Origin of the sequence: Streptomyces sp. NBC_00727 (genome assembly GCF_045161745.1) — a bacterium.
Lineage (GTDB): Bacteria > Actinomycetota > Actinomycetes > Streptomycetales > Streptomycetaceae > Streptomyces.
In genome coordinates this window covers 3,254,517-3,272,431 of the sequence record NZ_CP108981.1, presented here as the reverse complement: position 1 = coordinate 3,272,431, position 17,915 = coordinate 3,254,517, and the positions used below count along the sequence as shown (strand labels likewise).

The 17,915-nt window shown below is 71.1% G+C and carries 17 protein-coding genes; 12 read left to right on the top strand and 5 right to left on the bottom strand.

Features of this window, described 5'->3' with window-relative positions:
* Positions 1–60: 60 nt before the first annotated feature.
* Both dnaJ and OG242_RS14675 read left to right on the top strand, forming a co-directional pair.
* On the top strand, positions 61–1,245 hold the full coding sequence (gene dnaJ, locus OG242_RS14680) for a molecular chaperone DnaJ (RefSeq protein ID WP_405898595.1): 1,185 nt from the start codon (positions 61–63) through the stop codon (positions 1,243–1,245).
* Between the two features lies 1 nt (position 1,246).
* Positions 1,247–1,693: a heat shock protein transcriptional repressor HspR gene (locus tag OG242_RS14675; protein WP_405898594.1), complete on the top strand. Its 447-nt coding sequence runs from the start codon at positions 1,247–1,249 to the stop codon at positions 1,691–1,693.
* Positions 1,694–1,732: 39 nt separating this feature from the next.
* Here OG242_RS14675 and OG242_RS14670 read toward each other — a convergent pair whose 3' ends face one another.
* From OG242_RS14670 to OG242_RS14660, 3 genes are all read right to left on the bottom strand, one after another.
* Positions 1,733–2,734: a LuxR C-terminal-related transcriptional regulator gene (locus OG242_RS14670; protein ID WP_405898593.1), complete on the bottom strand. Its 1,002-nt coding sequence runs from the start codon at positions 2,732–2,734 to the stop codon at positions 1,733–1,735.
* Positions 2,734–3,711 carry a LuxR C-terminal-related transcriptional regulator gene (locus tag OG242_RS14665; RefSeq protein ID WP_405898592.1) on the bottom strand — a complete coding sequence of 326 codons (978 nt, stop codon included), beginning with the start codon at positions 3,709–3,711 and terminating at the stop codon, positions 2,734–2,736. Before OG242_RS14665 ends, OG242_RS14670 begins: the two co-directional genes overlap by 1 nt.
* A 184-nt stretch (positions 3,712–3,895) precedes the next feature.
* The gene (locus tag OG242_RS14660) at positions 3,896–4,879 is read right to left on the bottom strand and encodes a helix-turn-helix transcriptional regulator (RefSeq protein ID WP_405898591.1); all 984 of its coding nucleotides are present in this window, start codon (positions 4,877–4,879) and stop codon (positions 3,896–3,898) included.
* 110 nt (positions 4,880–4,989) lie between these two features.
* Between OG242_RS14660 and OG242_RS14655 the strand changes: the two genes are divergently transcribed.
* Together OG242_RS14655 and OG242_RS14650 are read left to right on the top strand one after the other, a co-directional pair.
* Positions 4,990–5,247 (top strand): hypothetical protein, encoded by a 258-nt coding sequence (locus OG242_RS14655; protein WP_405898590.1) that lies wholly within the window; start codon positions 4,990–4,992, stop codon positions 5,245–5,247.
* A gap of 1 nt (position 5,248) precedes the next feature.
* Positions 5,249–5,569 carry a hypothetical protein gene (locus OG242_RS14650; protein ID WP_018522262.1) on the top strand — a complete coding sequence of 107 codons (321 nt, stop codon included), beginning with the start codon at positions 5,249–5,251 and terminating at the stop codon, positions 5,567–5,569.
* A gap of 107 nt (positions 5,570–5,676) precedes the next feature.
* Here OG242_RS14650 and OG242_RS14645 read toward each other — a convergent pair whose 3' ends face one another.
* Positions 5,677–6,081, bottom strand: coding sequence for a pyridoxamine 5'-phosphate oxidase family protein (locus tag OG242_RS14645; RefSeq protein WP_383292796.1), 405 nt, complete (start codon positions 6,079–6,081; stop codon positions 5,677–5,679).
* Positions 6,082–6,293: 212 nt separating this feature from the next.
* Between OG242_RS14645 and clpB the strand changes: the two genes are divergently transcribed.
* From clpB to OG242_RS14630, 3 genes are all read left to right on the top strand, one after another.
* Positions 6,294–8,888: an ATP-dependent chaperone ClpB gene (clpB, locus tag OG242_RS14640; protein WP_405898589.1), complete on the top strand. Its 2,595-nt coding sequence runs from the start codon at positions 6,294–6,296 to the stop codon at positions 8,886–8,888.
* 299 nt (positions 8,889–9,187) lie between these two features.
* Complete coding sequence (locus OG242_RS14635) at positions 9,188–10,453, top strand: MFS transporter (RefSeq protein ID WP_405898588.1); 1,266 nt, start codon at positions 9,188–9,190, stop codon at positions 10,451–10,453.
* Positions 10,454–10,533: 80 nt separating this feature from the next.
* Complete coding sequence (locus tag OG242_RS14630) at positions 10,534–11,094, top strand: YbjN domain-containing protein (protein ID WP_405898587.1); 561 nt, start codon at positions 10,534–10,536, stop codon at positions 11,092–11,094.
* Positions 11,095–11,152: 58 nt separating this feature from the next.
* Here the strand turns inward: OG242_RS14630 and OG242_RS14625 are convergent, their stop codons facing one another.
* Positions 11,153–12,331, bottom strand: coding sequence for a pyridoxal phosphate-dependent aminotransferase (locus OG242_RS14625; RefSeq protein ID WP_405898586.1), 1,179 nt, complete (start codon positions 12,329–12,331; stop codon positions 11,153–11,155).
* Positions 12,332–13,100: 769 nt separating this feature from the next.
* Between OG242_RS14625 and OG242_RS14620 the strand changes: the two genes are divergently transcribed.
* The 5 genes from OG242_RS14620 to pyrE all read left to right on the top strand — a co-directional run bounded on the left by OG242_RS14620 (position 13,101) and on the right by pyrE (position 17,893).
* Positions 13,101–13,622, top strand: coding sequence for a DUF2617 family protein (locus OG242_RS14620; RefSeq protein ID WP_018522268.1), 522 nt, complete (start codon positions 13,101–13,103; stop codon positions 13,620–13,622).
* Positions 13,623–13,706: 84 nt separating this feature from the next.
* A complete protein-coding gene (locus OG242_RS14615; protein WP_405898585.1) occupies positions 13,707–15,305 on the top strand; it encodes a polyamine aminopropyltransferase in 1,599 nt (532 codons plus the stop codon).
* An 80-nt stretch (positions 15,306–15,385) separates the two neighbouring features.
* The gene (locus OG242_RS14610; protein WP_405901612.1) at positions 15,386–16,456 is read left to right on the top strand and encodes an SRPBCC domain-containing protein; all 1,071 of its coding nucleotides are present in this window, start codon (positions 15,386–15,388) and stop codon (positions 16,454–16,456) included.
* A 21-nt stretch (positions 16,457–16,477) separates the two neighbouring features.
* Positions 16,478–17,275 (top strand): aldose 1-epimerase, encoded by a 798-nt coding sequence (locus tag OG242_RS14605; protein WP_405898584.1) that lies wholly within the window; start codon positions 16,478–16,480, stop codon positions 17,273–17,275.
* Positions 17,276–17,353: 78 nt separating this feature from the next.
* On the top strand, positions 17,354–17,893 hold the full coding sequence (gene pyrE, locus OG242_RS14600; RefSeq protein WP_405898583.1) for an orotate phosphoribosyltransferase: 540 nt from the start codon (positions 17,354–17,356) through the stop codon (positions 17,891–17,893).
* Positions 17,894–17,915: the final 22 nt, after the last annotated feature.

Genomic DNA, 17,915 nt, shown 5'->3' with positions numbered 1-17,915 from the left:
CGGGCCCGGCGCCGGCCGGACGGGGGGCTCCCGGCCGGTCGTCCGGAAGGAGGGACGTCGATGAGTACGAAGGACTTCGTCGAGAAGGACTACTACAAGGTTCTCGGCGTCCCGAAGGACGCCACCGACGCCGAGATCAAGAAGGCGTACCGGAAGCTCGCCCGCGAGTTCCACCCGGACGCCAACAAGGGCGACGACAAGGCGGAGGAGCGCTTCAAGGAGATCTCCGAGGCGAATGACGTCCTCGGCGACGCCAAGAAGCGCAAGGAGTACGACGAAGCGCGCGCCCTCTTCGGCAACGGCGGCTTCCGCGCCGGGCCGGGCGGCGCCCAGGGCAACTTCAACTTCGACCTGGGGGACCTCTTCGGAGGCGCCCAGGGCGGGGGCCAGGGCGGCGCCGGCGGTTTCGGCGGCGGCGGACTGGGAGACGTGTTCGGCGGCCTCTTCAACCGCGGCGGCGGCGCCGGTACGAGGGTGCAGCCGCGGCGCGGTCAGGACATCGAGTCCGAGGTGACCCTCAGCTTCACCGAGGCGGTCGACGGGGCCACGGTCCCGCTCAGGATGTCCAGCCAGGCGCCCTGCAAGGCGTGCTCCGGCACCGGCGACAAGAACGGCACCCCCAGGGTCTGCCCGACCTGCGTCGGCACCGGCCAGGTCTCGCGCGGCAGCGGCGGCGGTTTCTCGCTCACCGACCCGTGTGTGGACTGCAAGGGCCGCGGCCTCATCGCCCAGGACCCCTGCGAGGTCTGCAAGGGCAGCGGCCGGGCCCGCTCATCGAGGACCATGCAGGTCCGGATTCCGGCGGGCGTCTCGGACGGGCAGCGCATCCGGCTGCGCGGCAAGGGCGCCCCGGGCGAGCGCGGCGGACCGGCCGGCGACCTCTACGTCGTCGTCCACGTCGACGCCCACCCGGTCTTCGGCCGCAAGGGCGACAACCTCACCGTCACGGTGCCCGTCACGTTCACGGAGGTGGCCCTCGGCGGCGAGGTGAAGGTGCCGACGCTCGGCGGGCCCCCCGTGACGCTGAAGCTTCCGGCCGGTACGCCGAATGGGCGTACGATGCGGGCCCGCGGCAAGGGCGCCGTCCGCAAGGACGGCACCCGGGGCGACCTCCTGGTCACCGTCGAGGTGACCGTGCCCACCGGCCTCGGCACCGAGGCCAGGGACGCGCTCGAGGCCTACCGCAAGGCGACCGCGGACCAGGATCCGCGGGCGGAGCTGTTCCAGGCGGCGAAGGGAGCTTGAGGTGGACGGCCGAAGGCGTAACCCGTACGAACTGACCGACGAGTCACCGGTGTACGTGATCTCGATCGCGGCCCAGCTCTCGGGCCTGCATCCGCAGACGCTGCGCCAGTACGACCGCCTCGGCCTGGTCTCCCCCGACCGCACGGCCGGACGCGGCCGACGCTACTCGGCCCGCGACATCGAGCTGCTGCGTACGGTGCAGCAGCTGTCGCAGGACGAGGGCATCAACCTCGCCGGCATCAAGCGCATCATCGAGCTGGAGCACCAGGTCGCGGCGCTCCAGCAGCGCGTCGCCGAACTCTCGGCTGCCGTGGACGGAGCCGCGGCGGCGATGCAGCAGCGCGAGGCCCAGGTCCACGCGTCGTACCGGCGCGACCTGGTCCCGTACCAGGATGTCCAGCAGACGAGCGCCCTGGTGGTCTGGCGCCCGAAGCGGCCGAAGGACTGAGCGCTGCTCGCTGTTTGCTGCTCGCTTCTGCGCGGCCCGTCACTCCGGAGTGACGGGCCGTTCTGCTGTGTGCGGCGGTAGGGGGCCCTCCACGACGCCGGACCGGATGAGCAGGGCGCCGAGGTGGGTGCGGGTGGTGGCGCCGAAGGTGGCCATGAGCTTGGCGATGTGGGCGCGGCAGGTGCGGATGCTGATGCCGAGCTTTTCGGCGATGTTCTGGTCGGTGTTGCCCTCGATGAGGAGGCGGGCGATGCTCTGTTGGACGGCGGTGACCGAGGTGTGGGGTGCGGCGCTGCGCAGCGGCTGGGCGAAGGGGGTGGCGCCGGCCCAGAGTGTTTCGTACAGCTGCGCCAGGTAGCGGACGACGGCGGGGTGGCGGATTTCCAGGGCCGCGGTGCTTTCGACGTCGGCGGGGAGGTACGCGACGTCGCGGTCGAAGATCATGAGGCGTCCGATGGCCTGCTCCATGGTGCGGACCTGGAGGAGGTCGCTGGGCAGCTGGGCCACGTAGGCCTTGAGGTCCGGGCCGTAGCGCGCCGAGTGCTGGTAGATGTGCCGCACCCGGACACCCCTGTCGGCCGTGGGCAGCGTTCCGGCCAGCGCGATCTGAAGCTTGTGCAGAGGCCTCGTGCTGCCGGGCTGCAGGGTCAGGATCTCTTTCCGGACCTCGCGGGCGGCGCCGTTGATGGACGCCTGGATCGTCGCCCCGCCGTCGAGCACGGTGACGGTGCGAGAGGGATGTTCCTGCGCTGTGGAGGCGAGCGGGACCAGTGCCTTGGCCAGGACGTCGATCGCGCGTACCTGGTCCAGTACCCGGCGGGCGAGCGGGTGCAGCAGTTGTGCCAGGGCTGCCGAGGGAGGCGTGGGGCGCAGCCAGAGACTGTCATCGGGGTCGGGGCTGAGCAGGACGCCGTCCAGTAGACAGGGCACGGTCGCGGTGGTGGCCCGGGCGATGCGGCCATGTGCCAGGGCCTGTGTGTAGAGGCCGAGGGCTTCCTCGCACAGCTCGTCGTTGCTGTGGCCGTGTTCGTGTGACGGCATTACCGGTCGAGCTCCACGACGCCGGAGCGGACGAGCAGGGCGCCGAGGTGGGTGCGGCTGGTGGCGCCGAGGGTCTGCATGAGCTTGGCGATGTGGGCCCGGCAGGTGCGGACGCTGATGGCCAGTCTGCGGGCCACGATCTGGTCGGTGTTGCCCTCGACGAGGAGGCGGGCGACGCTCAGTTGGGCGGCGGTGATCGGCATTTTGTGCGCCGGTGCCTGGAGGGGCGTCGAGAGGGGCTTGGCCTGGGCCCACAGCACCTCGTACACCTGGATCAGGTAGCGGACGAGTGCCGGGTGGCGGATCTCCAGGGCGACGTCGCGGCGGGCGCTGGCGGGGATGAAGGCCACGGTGCGGTCGAAGACGAAGAGGCGTTCGACCGTCTGCTCGATGGTGCGCACCTGGATGTGGCTCGGCGGCACATCCTGCACGTAGGCCTTGATGGCCGGGCTGTGGCGGGCGGGGTGCTGGTAGATGTGGCGCAGGGTCACGCCTCGCTCGGCCATCGACAGGGCGCGCTCCAGCGCCTTCTTGAGCTGGTCCACGGGGCGGCTCCCGCTGGGCTGCAGGGTCAGGACCTCCTCCCGCGCACCGTCCGTGGCGTTCTGGATGGCCGCCTCGATCAGCGGAAGGCCTTCGAGGACGGTGATGGCGAGGTTGGGGTCGGTGCTGGCGACGGACGCCAGTGGGGCCAGGGAGTCGGCCAGGGCGGCGGAGAGCCGGATGCGCTCGTGGATCTCCCGGGTGACGGGCTGCAGCAGATGGGTCAGGGCGGCGGAGGGCGGCACCGGGCGGATCCAGTCCTCGTCCTGGGGATCAGGGTGGACGAGCGCCAACTCGATGAGACAGGCGGCGGGTTCGAGCGCGGAGCGCGGCAGACGACCGGCCTTGAGTGCCTCGGTGTAGGTCCTGAGGCCGGTCTCGCACAGTTCCAGCTCACCGTGCGGGTGGTGCGATATGTCCTCGTCCTCGCTCATTCGTGACCCCCCACTTTCGGCAATGCAGCAAGATGACGGTGGTGGAAACGTGGTTCCCCGGCGACTCTGGGTGTGTCGGGGGAGCCGGGAACTCCCCCGGCTGATCAGGGGCGCGGCCATGCTCTCCCCCGTTGCGTGGTGCGCCCGCCGGCCCGGGGGGTGGGGAATTCGGGGCCGATCCCGGTCAGGAATCCTGATCAAGGATTCCTGACCGGGCGATCAGATAGCCGAGTTGGGCGCGGCTGTTGCTGCCGAGGATGACGGACAGCTTGGCCACGTGGGCCCGGCAGGTGCGGACGTTCATGCCCAGGCGGCGGGCTATGGCCTCGTCCACATGGCCTTCCACGAGGAGTTGTGCGATGGAGTGCTGAACACCGCTGACACCTTTGGGAGCCGGCGTGTACGGAAGCTCACCCAGGAGAGGGGACGCGCGGCTCCAGAGCTGTTCGAAGACCTTGATCAAGTAGTCGACCAGTCCGGGATGACGCAACTCCAGGGCTACTTGGTCGTCGCTGCGCGCAGGAATGAAGGCGACTGTCCGGTCGAAGACGATCAGTCGGGCGATGAGTTCCTCGAGTGTGCGTATTTCCACCTTGCCGTCGGCCAGTCGCTCGGCGTAGGCGAGCGTCCCCTGACTGTGCCGGACGGTGTGCTGGTAGAGGGTGCGCATACTCACTCCTCGGTGCACCACCAGAAGAGCGCGCTCCAAGCCCTCCCGGAGACGGTCTTCTCCGCGGTCGCCTCCTGGCTGGACCGTGAGGACTTCCGTGCGGCACTCGGCGGTGGCCAGGTCGAGGGCGGCATTGATCCGGTGCTTCCCTTCCAGCACGGTAATGGCGTGAGTGGTGGGGGGTACCTGTGCGCTGATGTCCATGAACGGCTCGAATGACTCCGTCAATTCGAGGGAGCGTCGTCGGCGTTCCTGGATCTCGCGTTCGATGGGATGAAGACGCTGAGCGAGCGCTGTGGACGGCGGCAGCGGCCGGAGCCAGTCCGGGTCGTCAGGGTCCGGATGGAGAAGGGCGAAGTCCATCAGGCAGGGGGCCGAAGTCGCCTCTGCCCGGGAGATGCGCCCCGAGCGCAATGCGCTGGCGTAAAGACGCCCTCCGTCGGCGCAAAGATCAGTGATCCCGTGGTGATGTGTCCTCTTTGAGTCGCTTGTGGTCATATCCGCACCCCCCAGGTTCCTGAACATGCAGGAACATGATGCATCGACTCAGTGGTGTTCGTGTGCCCAGGTGAGACATCGTCTTAGGTGCGGGGGAGAAGAATCCACAAGTGAGGACGAAGCTGACTATGTATAAGCGACTGCTTCGCTCGGCGCTTGCCGCCTCGTTCGTCGCTGGCCTGGGCTACGGCGTTCTGGGTGGCGCCGGCGAGATCGGTGCGGGTGCTGAGAAGCCCGCCGGCCCCAGTGAGATCAGCTGGAGTGTCGAGGCTGTTGGATCATCCGGCGAGATCAGCTGGCTCTCCCAGGCGTCGGTCGCGTCGAGTGAAATCAGCTGGAATTCGCTGCCGACCCGGGCGGGCGCCTGACATGACCACCCCGCCGGACGACCGCACCTTCAGGCGGGAGATGGCGACCGCCTACCGGTCAGGGTGGCATTTCATCGATCTCGTCACGGCGCTGCCCCACCGTGGTGACTCGTTGATGGTCACTCTGTTCGGCGACCCGGTCGTCGTCGCCCGCGAGGACGACGGAGAGGTACGCGCCTACCGTTGCCTGCGCAAGCCGCGGGGCGCGCCGCAGCCGGTGCGCTGCGCCATCCGGTACGACATGATCTTTGTGAATCTCGCACAGCGTGACCACCAGCTGTTCGAACCTGAAGCCATTTCCGCCACCCCCCGCAGTGCCTGAGCGATCCCCCGTCGTTTTACGTCGCTCAGTCACTTCCCCCACACAACGGCGCCACCGTGACCTGAACACGGTGGCGCCGTTGTGCTTTCTCCGGACGGGCGGCGCGTTCAGCCGCGGCCGAGCGCCCGGTCCAGGGTGATCTCGATGACGACCCGGTCCGGGTTGGGCGAGGGCACCCGGTCGTAGCGCTCCGTGTGGCGGCGTACGGCCTCCGCGACCCTTTCCGGGTCCGTGCTGATCCGTGCCACGCCCTCCAGGGTCGCCCAACGGCGGCGGTGCACCTGGCACGCAGCGACGCGGGCGCCCTCCGGGCCGGCGGCCAGGATGTTGGCGACCTTGCGGCTGTGCTTGTTGGTGATGACCCGGGCGAGGCCGGCCTCGGGGTCGTACGTCACGCACACGGGGACCACGTGCGGCGTGCCGTCGGGGCGGGGCGTGGTGAGCGTGCACACGTGGCTCTCGCGCCAGAACGCGAGGTACTCGGGGCTCGGCTGGTGTACGTCGACTGCCATGGGCCCCAGCGTAAGCGGGGTCCCGCGCGCTGCGGTGGCGGGGACCGGGGGCGGCCGCTTCACTCGGAGGAGGAGCGAGGCCGCGTTCGCCTTGAGTGGAAAGCGCTCTACTTTGCCACGCGCCGCCTTGAGTGGAATAGACTCAACTTTGTGCACGTTGACCGTGTCAGTAGTGGGAACGGACTCGTCATCGCAAGGAGGAGACAGCGCACGTGGACGCCGAGCTGACCAACAGGAGCCGGGACGCCATCAACGCGGCCACCAGCAGGGCCGTGAAGGACGGGCACCCCGATCTGACCCCGGGGCATCTGCTGCTGGCGCTGCTCTCGGGTGACGACAACGAGAACCTCATCGATCTGCTGGCCGCCGTCGAGGCCGACCAGATCGCCGTACGCACCGAGACCGAACGGCTCCTGGGCGCGCAGCCCAGCGTGACCGGGTCGACGGTCGCACCGCCCCAGCCCAACCGCGAGCTGCTCGCCGTCATCGCGGACGCCGCGCAGCGCGCCAAGGAGCTGGGCGACGATTACATCTCCACCGAGCACCTGCTGATCGGGATCGCCGCGAAGGGCGGTCGTGCCGGTGAGATCCTCGACGGGCAGGGTGCCGGCGCGAAGAAGCTGCTGGACGCGTTCGAGAAGAGCAGGGGAGGGCGACGGGTGACCACTCCCGACCCGGAGGGCCAGTACAAGGCCCTGGAGAAATTCGGCACCGACTTCACCGCCGCCGCGCGCGAGGGCAAGCTCGACCCGGTCATCGGGCGCGACCAGGAGATCCGCCGCGTCGTCCAGGTGCTCTCGCGGCGCACCAAGAACAACCCGGTGCTCATCGGTGAACCGGGCGTCGGCAAGACCGCCGTGGTCGAAGGGCTCGCCCAGCGCATCGTGAAGGGCGACGTTCCCGAGTCCCTGAAGAACAAACGGCTCGTCTCGCTCGACCTGGGCGCCATGGTCGCTGGCGCGAAGTACCGGGGCGAGTTCGAGGAGCGCCTGAAGACCGTCCTCTCCGAGATCAAGGAGAGCGACGGCCAGATCATCACGTTCATCGACGAGCTGCACACCGTCGTGGGCGCGGGCGCCGGCGGGGACTCCGCGATGGACGCGGGCAACATGCTCAAGCCGATGCTGGCGCGCGGCGAGCTGCGCATGGTCGGCGCGACGACGCTCGACGAGTACCGCGAGCGGATCGAGAAGGACCCCGCCCTGGAGCGCCGCTTCCAGCAGGTGCTGGTGGCGGAGCCGTCCGTCGAGGACACCATCGCCATCCTGCGCGGACTCAAGGGCCGTTACGAGGCCCACCACAAGGTGCAGATCGCGGACGCGTCCCTGGTCGCCGCCGCGACCCTCTCCGACCGCTACATCACCTCCCGCTTCCTCCCCGACAAGGCCATCGACCTCGTCGACGAGGCGGCCTCCCGGCTGCGCATGGAGATCGACTCCTCGCCCGTTGAGATCGACGAACTCCAGCGCTCCGTCGACCGTCTGCACATGGAGGAGCTGGCCCTCAGGAACGAGAGCGACCCCGCCTCCAAGCAGCGCCTGGACAAGCTGCGCCGCGACCTCGCCGACAAGGAGGAGGAGCTTCGTGGCCTCAACGCCCGCTGGGAGAAGGAGAAGCAGGGCCTCAACCGCGTCGGTGAGCTGAAGGAACGCCTCGACGACCTGCGCGGCCAGGCCGAACGCGCCCAGCGCGACGGCGACTTCGACACCGCCTCCAAGCTGCTCTACGGGGAGATCCCGGGCCTGGAACGGGAGCTCGCCGAGGCCGCCGAGGCCGAGGAGGAAGCGGCGAAGGAGCCCAAGGAGACCCTGGTCAAGGAAGAGGTCGGGCCGGACGACATCGCCGATGTCGTCGGCGCCTGGACCGGCATCCCGGCCGGCCGCCTCCTGGAGGGCGAGACGCAGAAGCTGCTCCGCATGGAGTCGGAGCTCGGCAAGCGCCTGATCGGGCAGACCGAGGCCGTGCAGGCCGTCTCGGACGCGGTGCGCCGCACCCGCGCCGGCATCGCCGACCCCGACCGTCCCACCGGCTCGTTCCTGTTCCTCGGCCCGACCGGTGTCGGCAAGACCGAGCTGGCGAAGGCCCTCGCGGACTTCCTCTTCGACGACGAGCGGGCCATGGTCCGCATCGACATGAGCGAGTACAGCGAGAAGCACAGCGTCGCCCGTCTGGTCGGCGCCCCGCCCGGATACGTCGGTTACGAGGAGGGCGGCCAGCTCACGGAGGCGGTCCGCCGCCGCCCGTACACCGTCGTCCTGCTGGACGAGGTCGAGAAGGCCCACCCCGAGGTCTTCGACATCCTGCTCCAGGTCCTCGACGACGGCCGGCTCACCGACGGACAGGGCCGGACGGTGGACTTCCGGAACACCATCCTGATCCTGACGTCCAACCTCGGCAGCCAGTTCCTGACCGATCCCCTGGCCAAGCCGGAGGAGAAGAAGCGCCAGGTACTGGAGGTCGTACGGGCCTCCTTCAAGCCGGAGTTCCTCAACCGGCTGGACGACCTGGTGGTCTTCTCCGCGCTGTCCGGCGACGAACTGGCGCACATCGCGGGCCTCCAGATCGACCGGCTCGCCAAGCGCCTGGCCGACCGCCGGCTCACCCTGGACGTCACACCGGAGGCCCTGGCCTGGCTGGCCGAGGAGGGCAACGACCCGGCGTACGGCGCCCGGCCGCTGCGCCGCCTCATCCAGACGGCGATCGGCGACCGGCTCGCCAAGGAGATCCTGGCGGGCGAGATCAGGGAGGGCGACACGGTCCGGGTGGACCGGTTCGAGGACGGCCTGATCGTCGGCGCTGCGACCTGAGAGGGCCGGCCGGGGGGAATGTGACACCCGAGAAGTCGGGTGTCACATTCGTCTGCCCGGTGTGATCCATTCTTCAACATCGGTATCGAGCCAAACGTCGCGCTCGGCCCCCGGCGGGTCAACTCCTGCCCAGGAGCCGTCCTGTCCCTCTCGCACCCCTTCTGGCAAGGGAGTTCGGAAGGCGGGGCCAGGCTGTCCGGCCCGGGGCGCGCGCATAAACAGGACACCATTCCTCACCTGCGGCAACCTTCCCGTGGCTGGGGTTAGAGGCCGAATCGGGTGGCCGGTAGCGTGCCCGCATGAACGAGCGGATTGGCGATGAGATAACCGACGGACCCAAGAAGTCCAGACCTGACAATCTCTTTCACCTTGGCGAATTCCGTACCCTTTGGGCTGCTTATGCTCAGTCGATCCTGGGCGACCAGCTGGCGCGCGTGGCGCTGTCGTTGCTTGTCTTCGAACGTACGGACTCGCCGGGATGGACCGCGGCGACCTATGCCCTGACCACCCTGCCGGCCCTGTTGTCCGGGGTGCTGCTCTCCGGGCTGGCGGACCGGTTCCCCCGGCGCACGGTCATGGTCAGCTGCGACCTGACCCGGATGGTGCTCGTCGGGCTGATGGCGCTGCCGGGGATGCCGCTGCCGCTGCTCGCCGGACTGCTGGTGCTGGCGCAGCTGGCCGAGGCGCCCTTCGGCGCCGCCCAGGGCGCGCTGCTGCCCACCGTGCTCGGCGCCGAACGCTACGAGCGCGGCCAGCGGATCATGCAGATCACCCATCAGGTCGGCCAGCTGGTCGGTTTCGCCGGGGGTGGGCTGCTCGCCGCGTGGCTGGGCAGCAACCGCTCGCTGGCGGTGAACGCGGCGACCTTCCTGCTCTCGGCGGCCCTCATCCGGTTCGGGGTGAAGGCCCGCCCGGTCGCGAGCGCCGAGGCCCGTACGGCGAAGCTCGGCGCCCAGGTCGGCGGTGCCGCGGCACTGATCTGGTCGGACCGCAGGCTCCGCTCGCTGCTCGGACTGGGCTGGCTCGCGGGGTTCGTCGTCCTGCCGGAGGGGCTGGCCGCCCCGTTCGCGGACGAGGCGGGCGGCGGGGCGTACGCGGTGGGGCTGCTGCTCGCCTCGCATCCGGCGGGCATGGTGCTGGGGGCGGCCCTGCTGGGGCGGTCGGGGGTCGGGGACGAGACCCGGCGCCGGCTGCTCGGCCCGCTGGCGGTGGCCGCGAATCTGCCCCTGGTCGTCTACTTGCTCGATCCCAGTACGGAAGCGGCGATGCTCCTGCTGTTCGTCGCCGGGGTGTGCTCGGCGTACCAGATCACCGCCGGGGCCACCTTCGTCCTGCTGACTCCGGCCGACCGGCGGGGCCAGGCACTGGGGCTCGCCCGGTCCGGGATGATCGCCATGCAGGGCATCGGCGTGGCCTCCGGGGGCGCGGTGACCGAGCTGACCGGGTCCTCGGCGAACACCATCGGGGCCGCCGGGCTGCTCGGGGTGGTCTGCGCCGTCCTGGTCGCCGTCGCCTGGGCCCGGGCCCAGGGAGCGGGCGCCGCGATGATTCCCGGGAAGGCGTAGCCCGGGCGGTCTACGCCCCGGAGGCCAAACGCGGCTAGGGTCGTCGGCAGGAAACCACGAGATCCACAGGAGTACCGGCAATGTCTATCGACCCGTCCTCGATTCCCAACTTCGGGGGTCAGCCCGAACCGCAGGCGGCAGGACCGGAGGGCCCCGTCGTCCCCGACCAGGACCTCGTCAAGCAGCTGCTGGACCAGATGGAGCTGAAGTACGTCGTCGACGACGAGGGCGACCTCGCCGCGCCGTGGGAGGAATTCCGCACGTACTTCATGTTCCGCGGCGAGGGCGAGCAGCAGGTCTTCTCGGTCCGTACGTTCTACGACCGCCCGCACGCCACGGACCAGCGCCCGGTCCTGCTCGACGCGATCGACGACTGGAACCGCCGCACCCTGTGGCCCAAGGTCTACACGCACACCCACGAGCCCGAGGAGGGCTCCGAGGAGACCGGCACCTCGGTCCGCCTGATCGGTGAGGCGCAGATGCTCATCGGCACCGGCGTCTCCCTGGAGCACTTCGTCTCCTCGACGGTGAGCTGGGTGCGTGCCTCCATCGAGTTCGACAAGTGGCTGCTGGAGCGCCTGGGCCTGGCCCCGGCCGAGCAGAAGGCGGAAGGCGTGGAGCAGGACGCTCCGGACGCCTGAGCGCCCGCACGTTCGACGAGGCCCGGCACGGGGAACCCGTGCCGGGCCTCGTCATGTGTCACAGCTGCTTGAGCCGGGCAACGGCCTCCTCGAGCACTTCCGTCCTCTTGCAGAAGGTGAAGCGGACGAAGGGCGCGCCCTGGTCCCGGTGGTCGTAGAAGACGGCGTTGGGGACGCCCACCACCCCGCACCGCTCCGGCAGCGCCCGGCAGAACGCGATGCCGTCGCCGGTGGCGTCGAGCGGGCGGATGTCGGTGGTGACGAAGTACGTGCCGGCCGGGCGGTACACCGCGAACCCGGCCTCCGTGAGCCCCGCGCACAGCAGGTCCCGCTTGGCGCGCAGGCCGTCGCGCAGCTCCTCGTAGAAGCTGTCGGGCAGCCGCAGCGCCTCGGCGACCGCGTACTGGAGGGGGCCGCCGGAGACGTACGTCAGGTACTGCTTCGCCGAGCGGACCGCCGTCACCAGCTCGGGACTCCCGGTGACCCAGCCGATCTTCCAGCCGGTGTACGAGAACGTCTTGCCGGCGGACGAGATGGTGACCGTCCGCTCGCGCATGCCGGGGAAGCCGGCCAGCGGCAGGTGTTCGCCCTCGAAGACGAGGTGCTCGTACACCTCGTCCGTGACGACGAGCAGGTCGTGCTCGCACGCCAGCTCGGCGATCGCGTGCAGCTCCTCGCGGCTCAGGACGGTGCCGGTGGGGTTGTGCGGGGTGTTGATCAGCAGCAGCCGGGTACGGCGCGTGACCGCCGCGCGCAGTTCGTCCAGATCCAGCCGGTAGGTGTCGGCGGAGGTGTCGGGACGCAGGGTCACGGGAACGCGTGTGGCGCCCGCCATGGCGATGCAGGCGGCGTACGAGTCGTAGTACGGCTCCAGCGCGACGACCTCGTCGCCGGGCTCCAGGAGCGCCAGGAGCGAGGCGGCGATGGCCTCGGTGGCGCCCGCGGTGACCAGAACCTCTGTGTCGGGGTCGTACGCCAGTCCGTAGCGCCGCTGCTGATGTGCGGTGATCGCGGTGCGCAGCTCCGGGACGCCGGGGCCCGGCGGGTACTGGTTTCCATGCCCGGCGCGCAGGGAACGCACCGCGGCTTCGCGGACCTCCTCCGGGCCGTCGGTGTCCGGGAAGCCCTGGCCGAGATTGATGGCTCCGGTGCGCACGGCCAGCGCGGACATCTCCGCGAAGATCGTCGTTCCGAACTCGGCGAGGCGGCGGTTGAGCAGCGGTCGTCCGTGTGTCATGGCCGCCATCCTGCGCGCAAGCTCTGGATTTGCTCAAGTGTGCTTTGGCCGTACGGGGGCGAGGGAATCTCCCCTGCACGCCGCAAGGGGCGCGGAGCGGGGGGCCTCGCTTCGGGGGACGGAAGGACGTGAGGTCATGGGCGGTGTGCTGGTCGGGGTGATTCTGGTCGTGCTGGTCGTGGTCCTCGTCGCGACGGCGGCGGGGGCCGGCGGGCGGGGGCGCGCGCCGTCGCGCAGCAGGCGGCGGGGTACGGCGGGCGGTTCGGCGGCCGGGGGCAGCTGGTGGGCCGGTGGCGGGGACGGGGGCTCGTCCTGCGGCAGCGGCGATTCCGGCGGGGGCGGGCACTCGGGCGGCCATTCCTGCGGCGGGGGCTCGTCGTGCGGCGGGGGTTCCTCCTGTGGTGGCGGGGGCGGATGCGGCGGAGGCAGCTGACACGGGGCAGTTGGTCCGCGAGGGCGTGTCCCCGGACACGCCCCGGAGCCCGGCGGGACACCTGGTGCACGCACCAAGTCCCGCCGGTCACCTTTTTGTTGAGCGATGCGGCGGGTCTGCGGTGAACAGGTGAACGGGTGGCCCCCGAGGGGATGGAAACCCCGGCAAGTTGGTCAAAAACGCTGTGAGTGCGGCGTAGTTCGTGATTCCCTCGTTGGAGAGAACATTCAGCCCTCGGACCCCAGTCGGACCTGATCGGGCGCTTCCCACCTCCCACGCGCACGACGCGGGGGCGCCCCCTGTCCACGTGTCCACGCGTGTTTGCGGAGCCGACCCATGCTCACGACCCTTCATACGGCCTATTCCGACACCCGTGCCGCCGACCTGGCCTGGGCGCTGGGGCGCGAACCGCTCCCCGCGCTGGCCGTCCTCGACCTGGAACTCGCCGGTGCGACGATGCAGTTGCGGCTGCTCGGCGCCTCTCACCAGGTCCTCCTGGAGGAGGAGCGCGGCAGCTGTTCCGAGACCGTCGCCTGCATGCCCGGCAGCAGCACCCCGCTGCCCCTGGGCGTGGCCAAGCGGATCGGCGACTGGGAGTACGAGTTCGCGGCGCGCGTCGAGACGCTGGGCGCGGGCTCCTTCGCCGGCCGTGCCCAGGAGCTGCTGGCGCTCGTCGCCGACCACCCGCACGGACTGGCCGGTACCTTCCCGGGCAGCCCGCACGCCTTCACCGCCATGCTCGCCCAGCGGACCGAGGGCCAGGTGCGGTGGCGCACCTGGCACGCGTACCCGCAGGAGGGGCAGCTCGTGGTGACGCGGACCCGGGTGGGCGTACGCATGCCGGCGGCGGCACTGTGACGCGGGGCGACTGCGCCTCGGGTGCGCCAGTTACACCCTTGTGGGTGACAAACGGCGAGCAGTCAGTGACGTAGCGTTCGCGGCATGATCGACCAGCAGGTGTCGCTGCGAGGGGGCGCGGCGCGGCTTCCCGTCCGGCCGAGGACCGGTCGGTACCTCGTGCTGGCCGCCGTCTTCGTGTGTGCCGCCTGCGGACTGGTGTACGAACTCGAACTGGTCGCCCTCGCCTCCTACTTGATCGGCGACTCGGTCACCCAGGCGTCCGTCGTGCTCTCCGTGATGGTGTTCGCGATGGGGATCGGCTCGCTCCTCGCGAAACGTTTACGCAGCCGGGCGGCGGTGGGCTTCGGGCTGATCGAGGCGGCGCTCGCCCTGGTCGGGGGCTTCTCGGCGCTGGTGCTCTACGCGTCGTTCGCCTGGTTCGGCGAGTCGAGGTACGCGCTGGTCGGGTTCTCGCTGACGATCGGCATCCTGATCGGCGCGGAGATTCCCCTGCTCATGACGCTGATCCAGCGGGTGGACCGGCAGGACGCGGGCGGGGCCGTGGCCGATCTGTTCGCGGCGGACTACGTGGGGGCGCTCGTCGGCGGCCTAGCCTTCCCGTTCCTGCTGCTGCCGATGCTCGGCCAGCTGACCGGCGCGCTGCTGACCGGCGCGGTCAACGCGGCGGCGGGCGGGGCCCTGGTGCTGTGGGTGTTCCGGCGGGACATCGCGCCCCGGTCCCGGTGGCTGCTGGTCGCCGCCAACGTGACGGTGATCGCGGTGCTCGCCACGGCCGCGCTGCTGGCCGACGACTTCGAGCGGGCGGCGCGCCGCGCGGTGTACGGGGACCAGGTGCGGGTCGCCGTGCAGACCGAAGTGCAGGAGGTCGTGCTGACCGGGGCCGGCGGCAGCTCCCTGGACCTCTACCTGGACGGGCGGCTGCGGGTCAGCGCGCGCGACGAGTACCGCTACCACGAGGCGCTGGTGCACCCCGCGATGAACGGGCCGCACGCCCGGGTCCTGATCCTGGGCGGCGGCGACGGCCTCGCGGCACGGGAGGTGCTGCGCTACCCGGACGTGCGGAGCGTGACGCTGGTGGAGCTGGACCCCACCGTCACCCGACTGGCCCGTACGGACCGGGCCCTCTCCGCGCTGAACGCGCACGCGCTGGACGACCCCCGCGTGACCGTCGTGACCGGTGACGCGTTCACCTGGCTGCGGACCGCCCGCGGCCGCTACGACGTGGTGATCTCCGACCTGCCCGACCCCGGTATCTCGGCGAGCACGAAACTCTACTCGGCGGAGTTCTACGGCCTGGTCTCCGAGGCCCTCGCAGCGGACGGCCGCCTCGTGGCGCACGCGGGCCCGCCCCTCGGCCGGCCGCGCACGTTCTGGACGGTCGACGCGTCGATGCGGGCGGCCGGACTGCACCCGCGCCCCTATCGGATCAGCGGGCGTTCCCCGGGTTTCGCGGTGGGCCCCGACCGGGCCGGAGGCGGTGCGGACGGGGGCAGCGGCTGGGGGTTCCTGCTGGCCGGTACGGCCACGAGGCCCACGCTCGGCCTGGCACCGGACGGGCCCGCGCTGCGCTCGCTGAACGTCCCGGTGCTGCTGGACGCGGGGCGCCGGGCGGAGACCGGGCGGCTGCCGGGCCTGGCACCGTCGACGCTGGTGCACCCGCGCTACTGGGAGGAGCGGTGAGGCGGTCGCGGGACCGCGGGGTGCGGAAGCGCTGACGTGTCGGCCGGGGCTGAGTAGGCTCGGTTCCCATGGAGCATGAGGTGTTCGTACCGGTTCCGGTCCCGGCCCTGCGGCGGACGCTGGGTGACCCCGCCCGGGTCGCCCGCTGCGTACCGGGGTTCCAGCAGGACGCCGACGCGTCGGCGGGTCCCCTGACGGGCCGGCTCAGAATCCGGGCCGGCGGCCACACCATCACCTACCGGGGGACGCTGCGCCTCACCGCGCTGCCGGGCGACCCGGACGTGGACTCCGTGCACGCCGTCCTGGTGGAGGGCGAGGGCGCGGAGGCCCGGGGCGGCGGCTCGGCGAAGCTGTCGCTGACCCTCCGGCTGACGGAGGGCGACGAGGGCACGTCGATCGCCTTCGAGGGCACGGTCAACGGCGACGGGCGCCTGCTCGACCTCGACCCGGCGGCCGCGCTGTCCACGGCACACCGCCTGCTCGACCGGTTCGCGCAGCAGCTCGTGACGGAGTCGCTGGCCGCCCAGGGCGAGGGCGCGGCCGACGAGGCGTGGGGCGGTGCCGCCACGGTTTCCGGCGACGCGGCCGACGCCTCCGGCAGCGGGGCCACCGATGAGGAGCCGGGGGCCGCCGAGGTCTGCGCCGACGAGCTGGCGGTCGGGGAAGCCGTCGAGCAGGCGCTCGAAGAGGCCGCCGAGGAGGCGGACCAGACCGGCCCCGAGCCCGCGGCCGGCTCCCCGCTCAGCGGGTCCGGACCGCTGAGCGGCGCCGACGAGACGCTGCCCACCCACGAGGCCGCCCCCGACGAGGCTCCGGGTGCCGAGCAGCCGGGGGAGCCGGGCGGGGAGGAGTCATCGGACCGGGAGTCCCTGTTCGACGCGCCCGTCCCGCTGTCGTCGCTGGACCCGGTCGCCGGGATCGAGTTCACCGTGCCGGACGGCCCGCCGGCCGAGGCCGCGCACGCCCGGCGCACCATGATCGGGCGCAGCGCGGAGGAGGTCGACCACGCCCCGCCGCGCGGCCGGTACGCCCCCGTGCCCTCGCCGGATTCGGGCGGTGCGGGCGCCACATTGCGCTGGGTCGCCCCGGCCGCGGCGCTGGCCCTCGCCTCGGCGGTGGTCGTCAGCCGGGCGTTGCGGCGCCGGAGGTAGCGGCGCCAGTAGGGTCGTCCCGTGAGCAGCAGCGAGAAGGACGTCCGGCTCTCCGTCGGCGACACAGAACTGACCGTGAACCCCGCCAACGGCTGCCGTATCAGCAGCCTGCGGATCGGCGGTACCGAACTGTTGCGGCAGGGGGAGCGGTACGGCTGCTTCCCGATGGTGCCGTGGTGCGGCCGGACCGAGAACGGGCAGTTCCGCGACGGCGGCGTCGTCCACCAGCTCCCGCTGACCGCTCCGCCGCACGCCATCCACGGCACCGGCCGCGACACGGCCTGGCACACCGCCCTGGAGAGCGGGACGCAGGCGTCGTTCTACTACGACCTGGCCGACCCCTGGCCCTACCCGGGCCGGGTCACCCAGACCTTCGAACTGGCCGAGGACTCCCTCACGTTGGCCTTCGGCATCGAGACGTACGGGAACTCCTTCCCGGCGCAGGCGGGCTGGCACCCGTGGTTCCACCGCCGTCTGGACGGCGGCGAGGAGGTCCGTATCGACTTCGACGCCGCCTGGCAGGAGGAGCGCGGCGAGAACCACCTGCCGACCGGCCGCCGGATTCCGCCCCTGCCCGGTCCGTGGGACGACTGCTTCGGGATGCCGGACGGCGTCGACGTCACGCTTACCTGGCCGCAGCAGCTGGAGCTGACGGTGAAGAGCCGGTCCGAGTGGGTCGTGATCTACGACGAGCAGGACGAGGCGGTCTGCGTGGAGCCGCAGTCCGGCCCGCCGAACGGGCTGAACACCGACCCGCGCTACGTCACCCCGATCGAGCCGCTGGAGATCGCCACCACCTGGAGCTGGCGCCGGCTCTGAGCGCGGAAGCCGGCCGGCGGGCGCACACCGGTTCCGGCGGGGGCGGCCACGGGAAGCGCGCGCCTTATCCTCGTAGCCATGACTGACGTACGCGCTGAGCTGCTCCAGCAGATCAAGGACAAGGCCGTGGTCCACGGCAAGGTGACGCTCTCCTCCGGCCTGGAGGCCGACTGGTACATCGATCTGCGCCGCATCACGCTTGACGGCAAGGCCGCTCCCCTGGTCGGTCAGGTCATGCTCGACGCGACGGCGGAGCTGGACTACGACTGCGTGGGCGGCCTGACGCTCGGCGCCGACCCGGTCGCCACGTCGATGCTGCACGCTTCCGCCGCCCGTGGCCAGGAGCTGGACGCCTTCGTCGTCCGCAAGGCGCAGAAGGCCCACGGGATGCAGCGCCGGATCGAGGGCGCGGACGTCAAGGGCCGTCGCTGCCTCGTCGTCGAGGACACCTCGACGACCGGCGGCTCCCCGCTGACCGCCGTCGAGGCCGTGCGCGAGGCCGGTGGCGAGGTGGTCGCCGTGGCCGTGATCGTGGAGCGCGGTGCGGCTCCGGCCATCGCCGAGGCGGGCCTCCCGTACGTCCACGCCTACACGGTTCCGGACCTCGACCTGGCGTGACCTGCGGGTTTCTCCGGAGGCG

Excerpts from the sequence above, each read along its gene's own strand:
- OG242_RS14630 (WP_405898587.1), top strand. The coding sequence starts at position 10,534 with ATGTCTATCGACCCGTCCTCGATTCCCAACTTCGGGGGTCAGCCCGAA.
- OG242_RS14625 (WP_405898586.1), bottom strand. The coding sequence starts at position 12,331 with ATGACACACGGACGACCGCTGCTCAACCGCCGCCTCGCCGAGTTCGGA.
- OG242_RS14670 (WP_405898593.1), bottom strand. The coding sequence starts at position 2,734 with ATGCCGTCACACGAACACGGCCACAGCAACGACGAGCTGTGCGAGGAA.
- OG242_RS14620 (WP_018522268.1), top strand. The coding sequence starts at position 13,101 with ATGCTCACGACCCTTCATACGGCCTATTCCGACACCCGTGCCGCCGAC.
- OG242_RS14635 (WP_405898588.1), top strand. The coding sequence starts at position 9,188 with ATGAACGAGCGGATTGGCGATGAGATAACCGACGGACCCAAGAAGTCC.
- OG242_RS14660 (WP_405898591.1), bottom strand. The coding sequence starts at position 4,879 with ATGACCACAAGCGACTCAAAGAGGACACATCACCACGGGATCACTGAT.
- pyrE (WP_405898583.1), top strand. The coding sequence starts at position 17,354 with ATGACTGACGTACGCGCTGAGCTGCTCCAGCAGATCAAGGACAAGGCC.
- OG242_RS14615 (WP_405898585.1), top strand. The coding sequence starts at position 13,707 with ATGATCGACCAGCAGGTGTCGCTGCGAGGGGGCGCGGCGCGGCTTCCC.
- OG242_RS14645 (WP_383292796.1), bottom strand. The coding sequence starts at position 6,081 with ATGGCAGTCGACGTACACCAGCCGAGCCCCGAGTACCTCGCGTTCTGG.
- OG242_RS14650 (WP_018522262.1), top strand. The coding sequence starts at position 5,249 with ATGACCACCCCGCCGGACGACCGCACCTTCAGGCGGGAGATGGCGACC.
- dnaJ (WP_405898595.1), top strand. The coding sequence starts at position 61 with ATGAGTACGAAGGACTTCGTCGAGAAGGACTACTACAAGGTTCTCGGC.
- OG242_RS14665 (WP_405898592.1), bottom strand. The coding sequence starts at position 3,711 with ATGAGCGAGGACGAGGACATATCGCACCACCCGCACGGTGAGCTGGAA.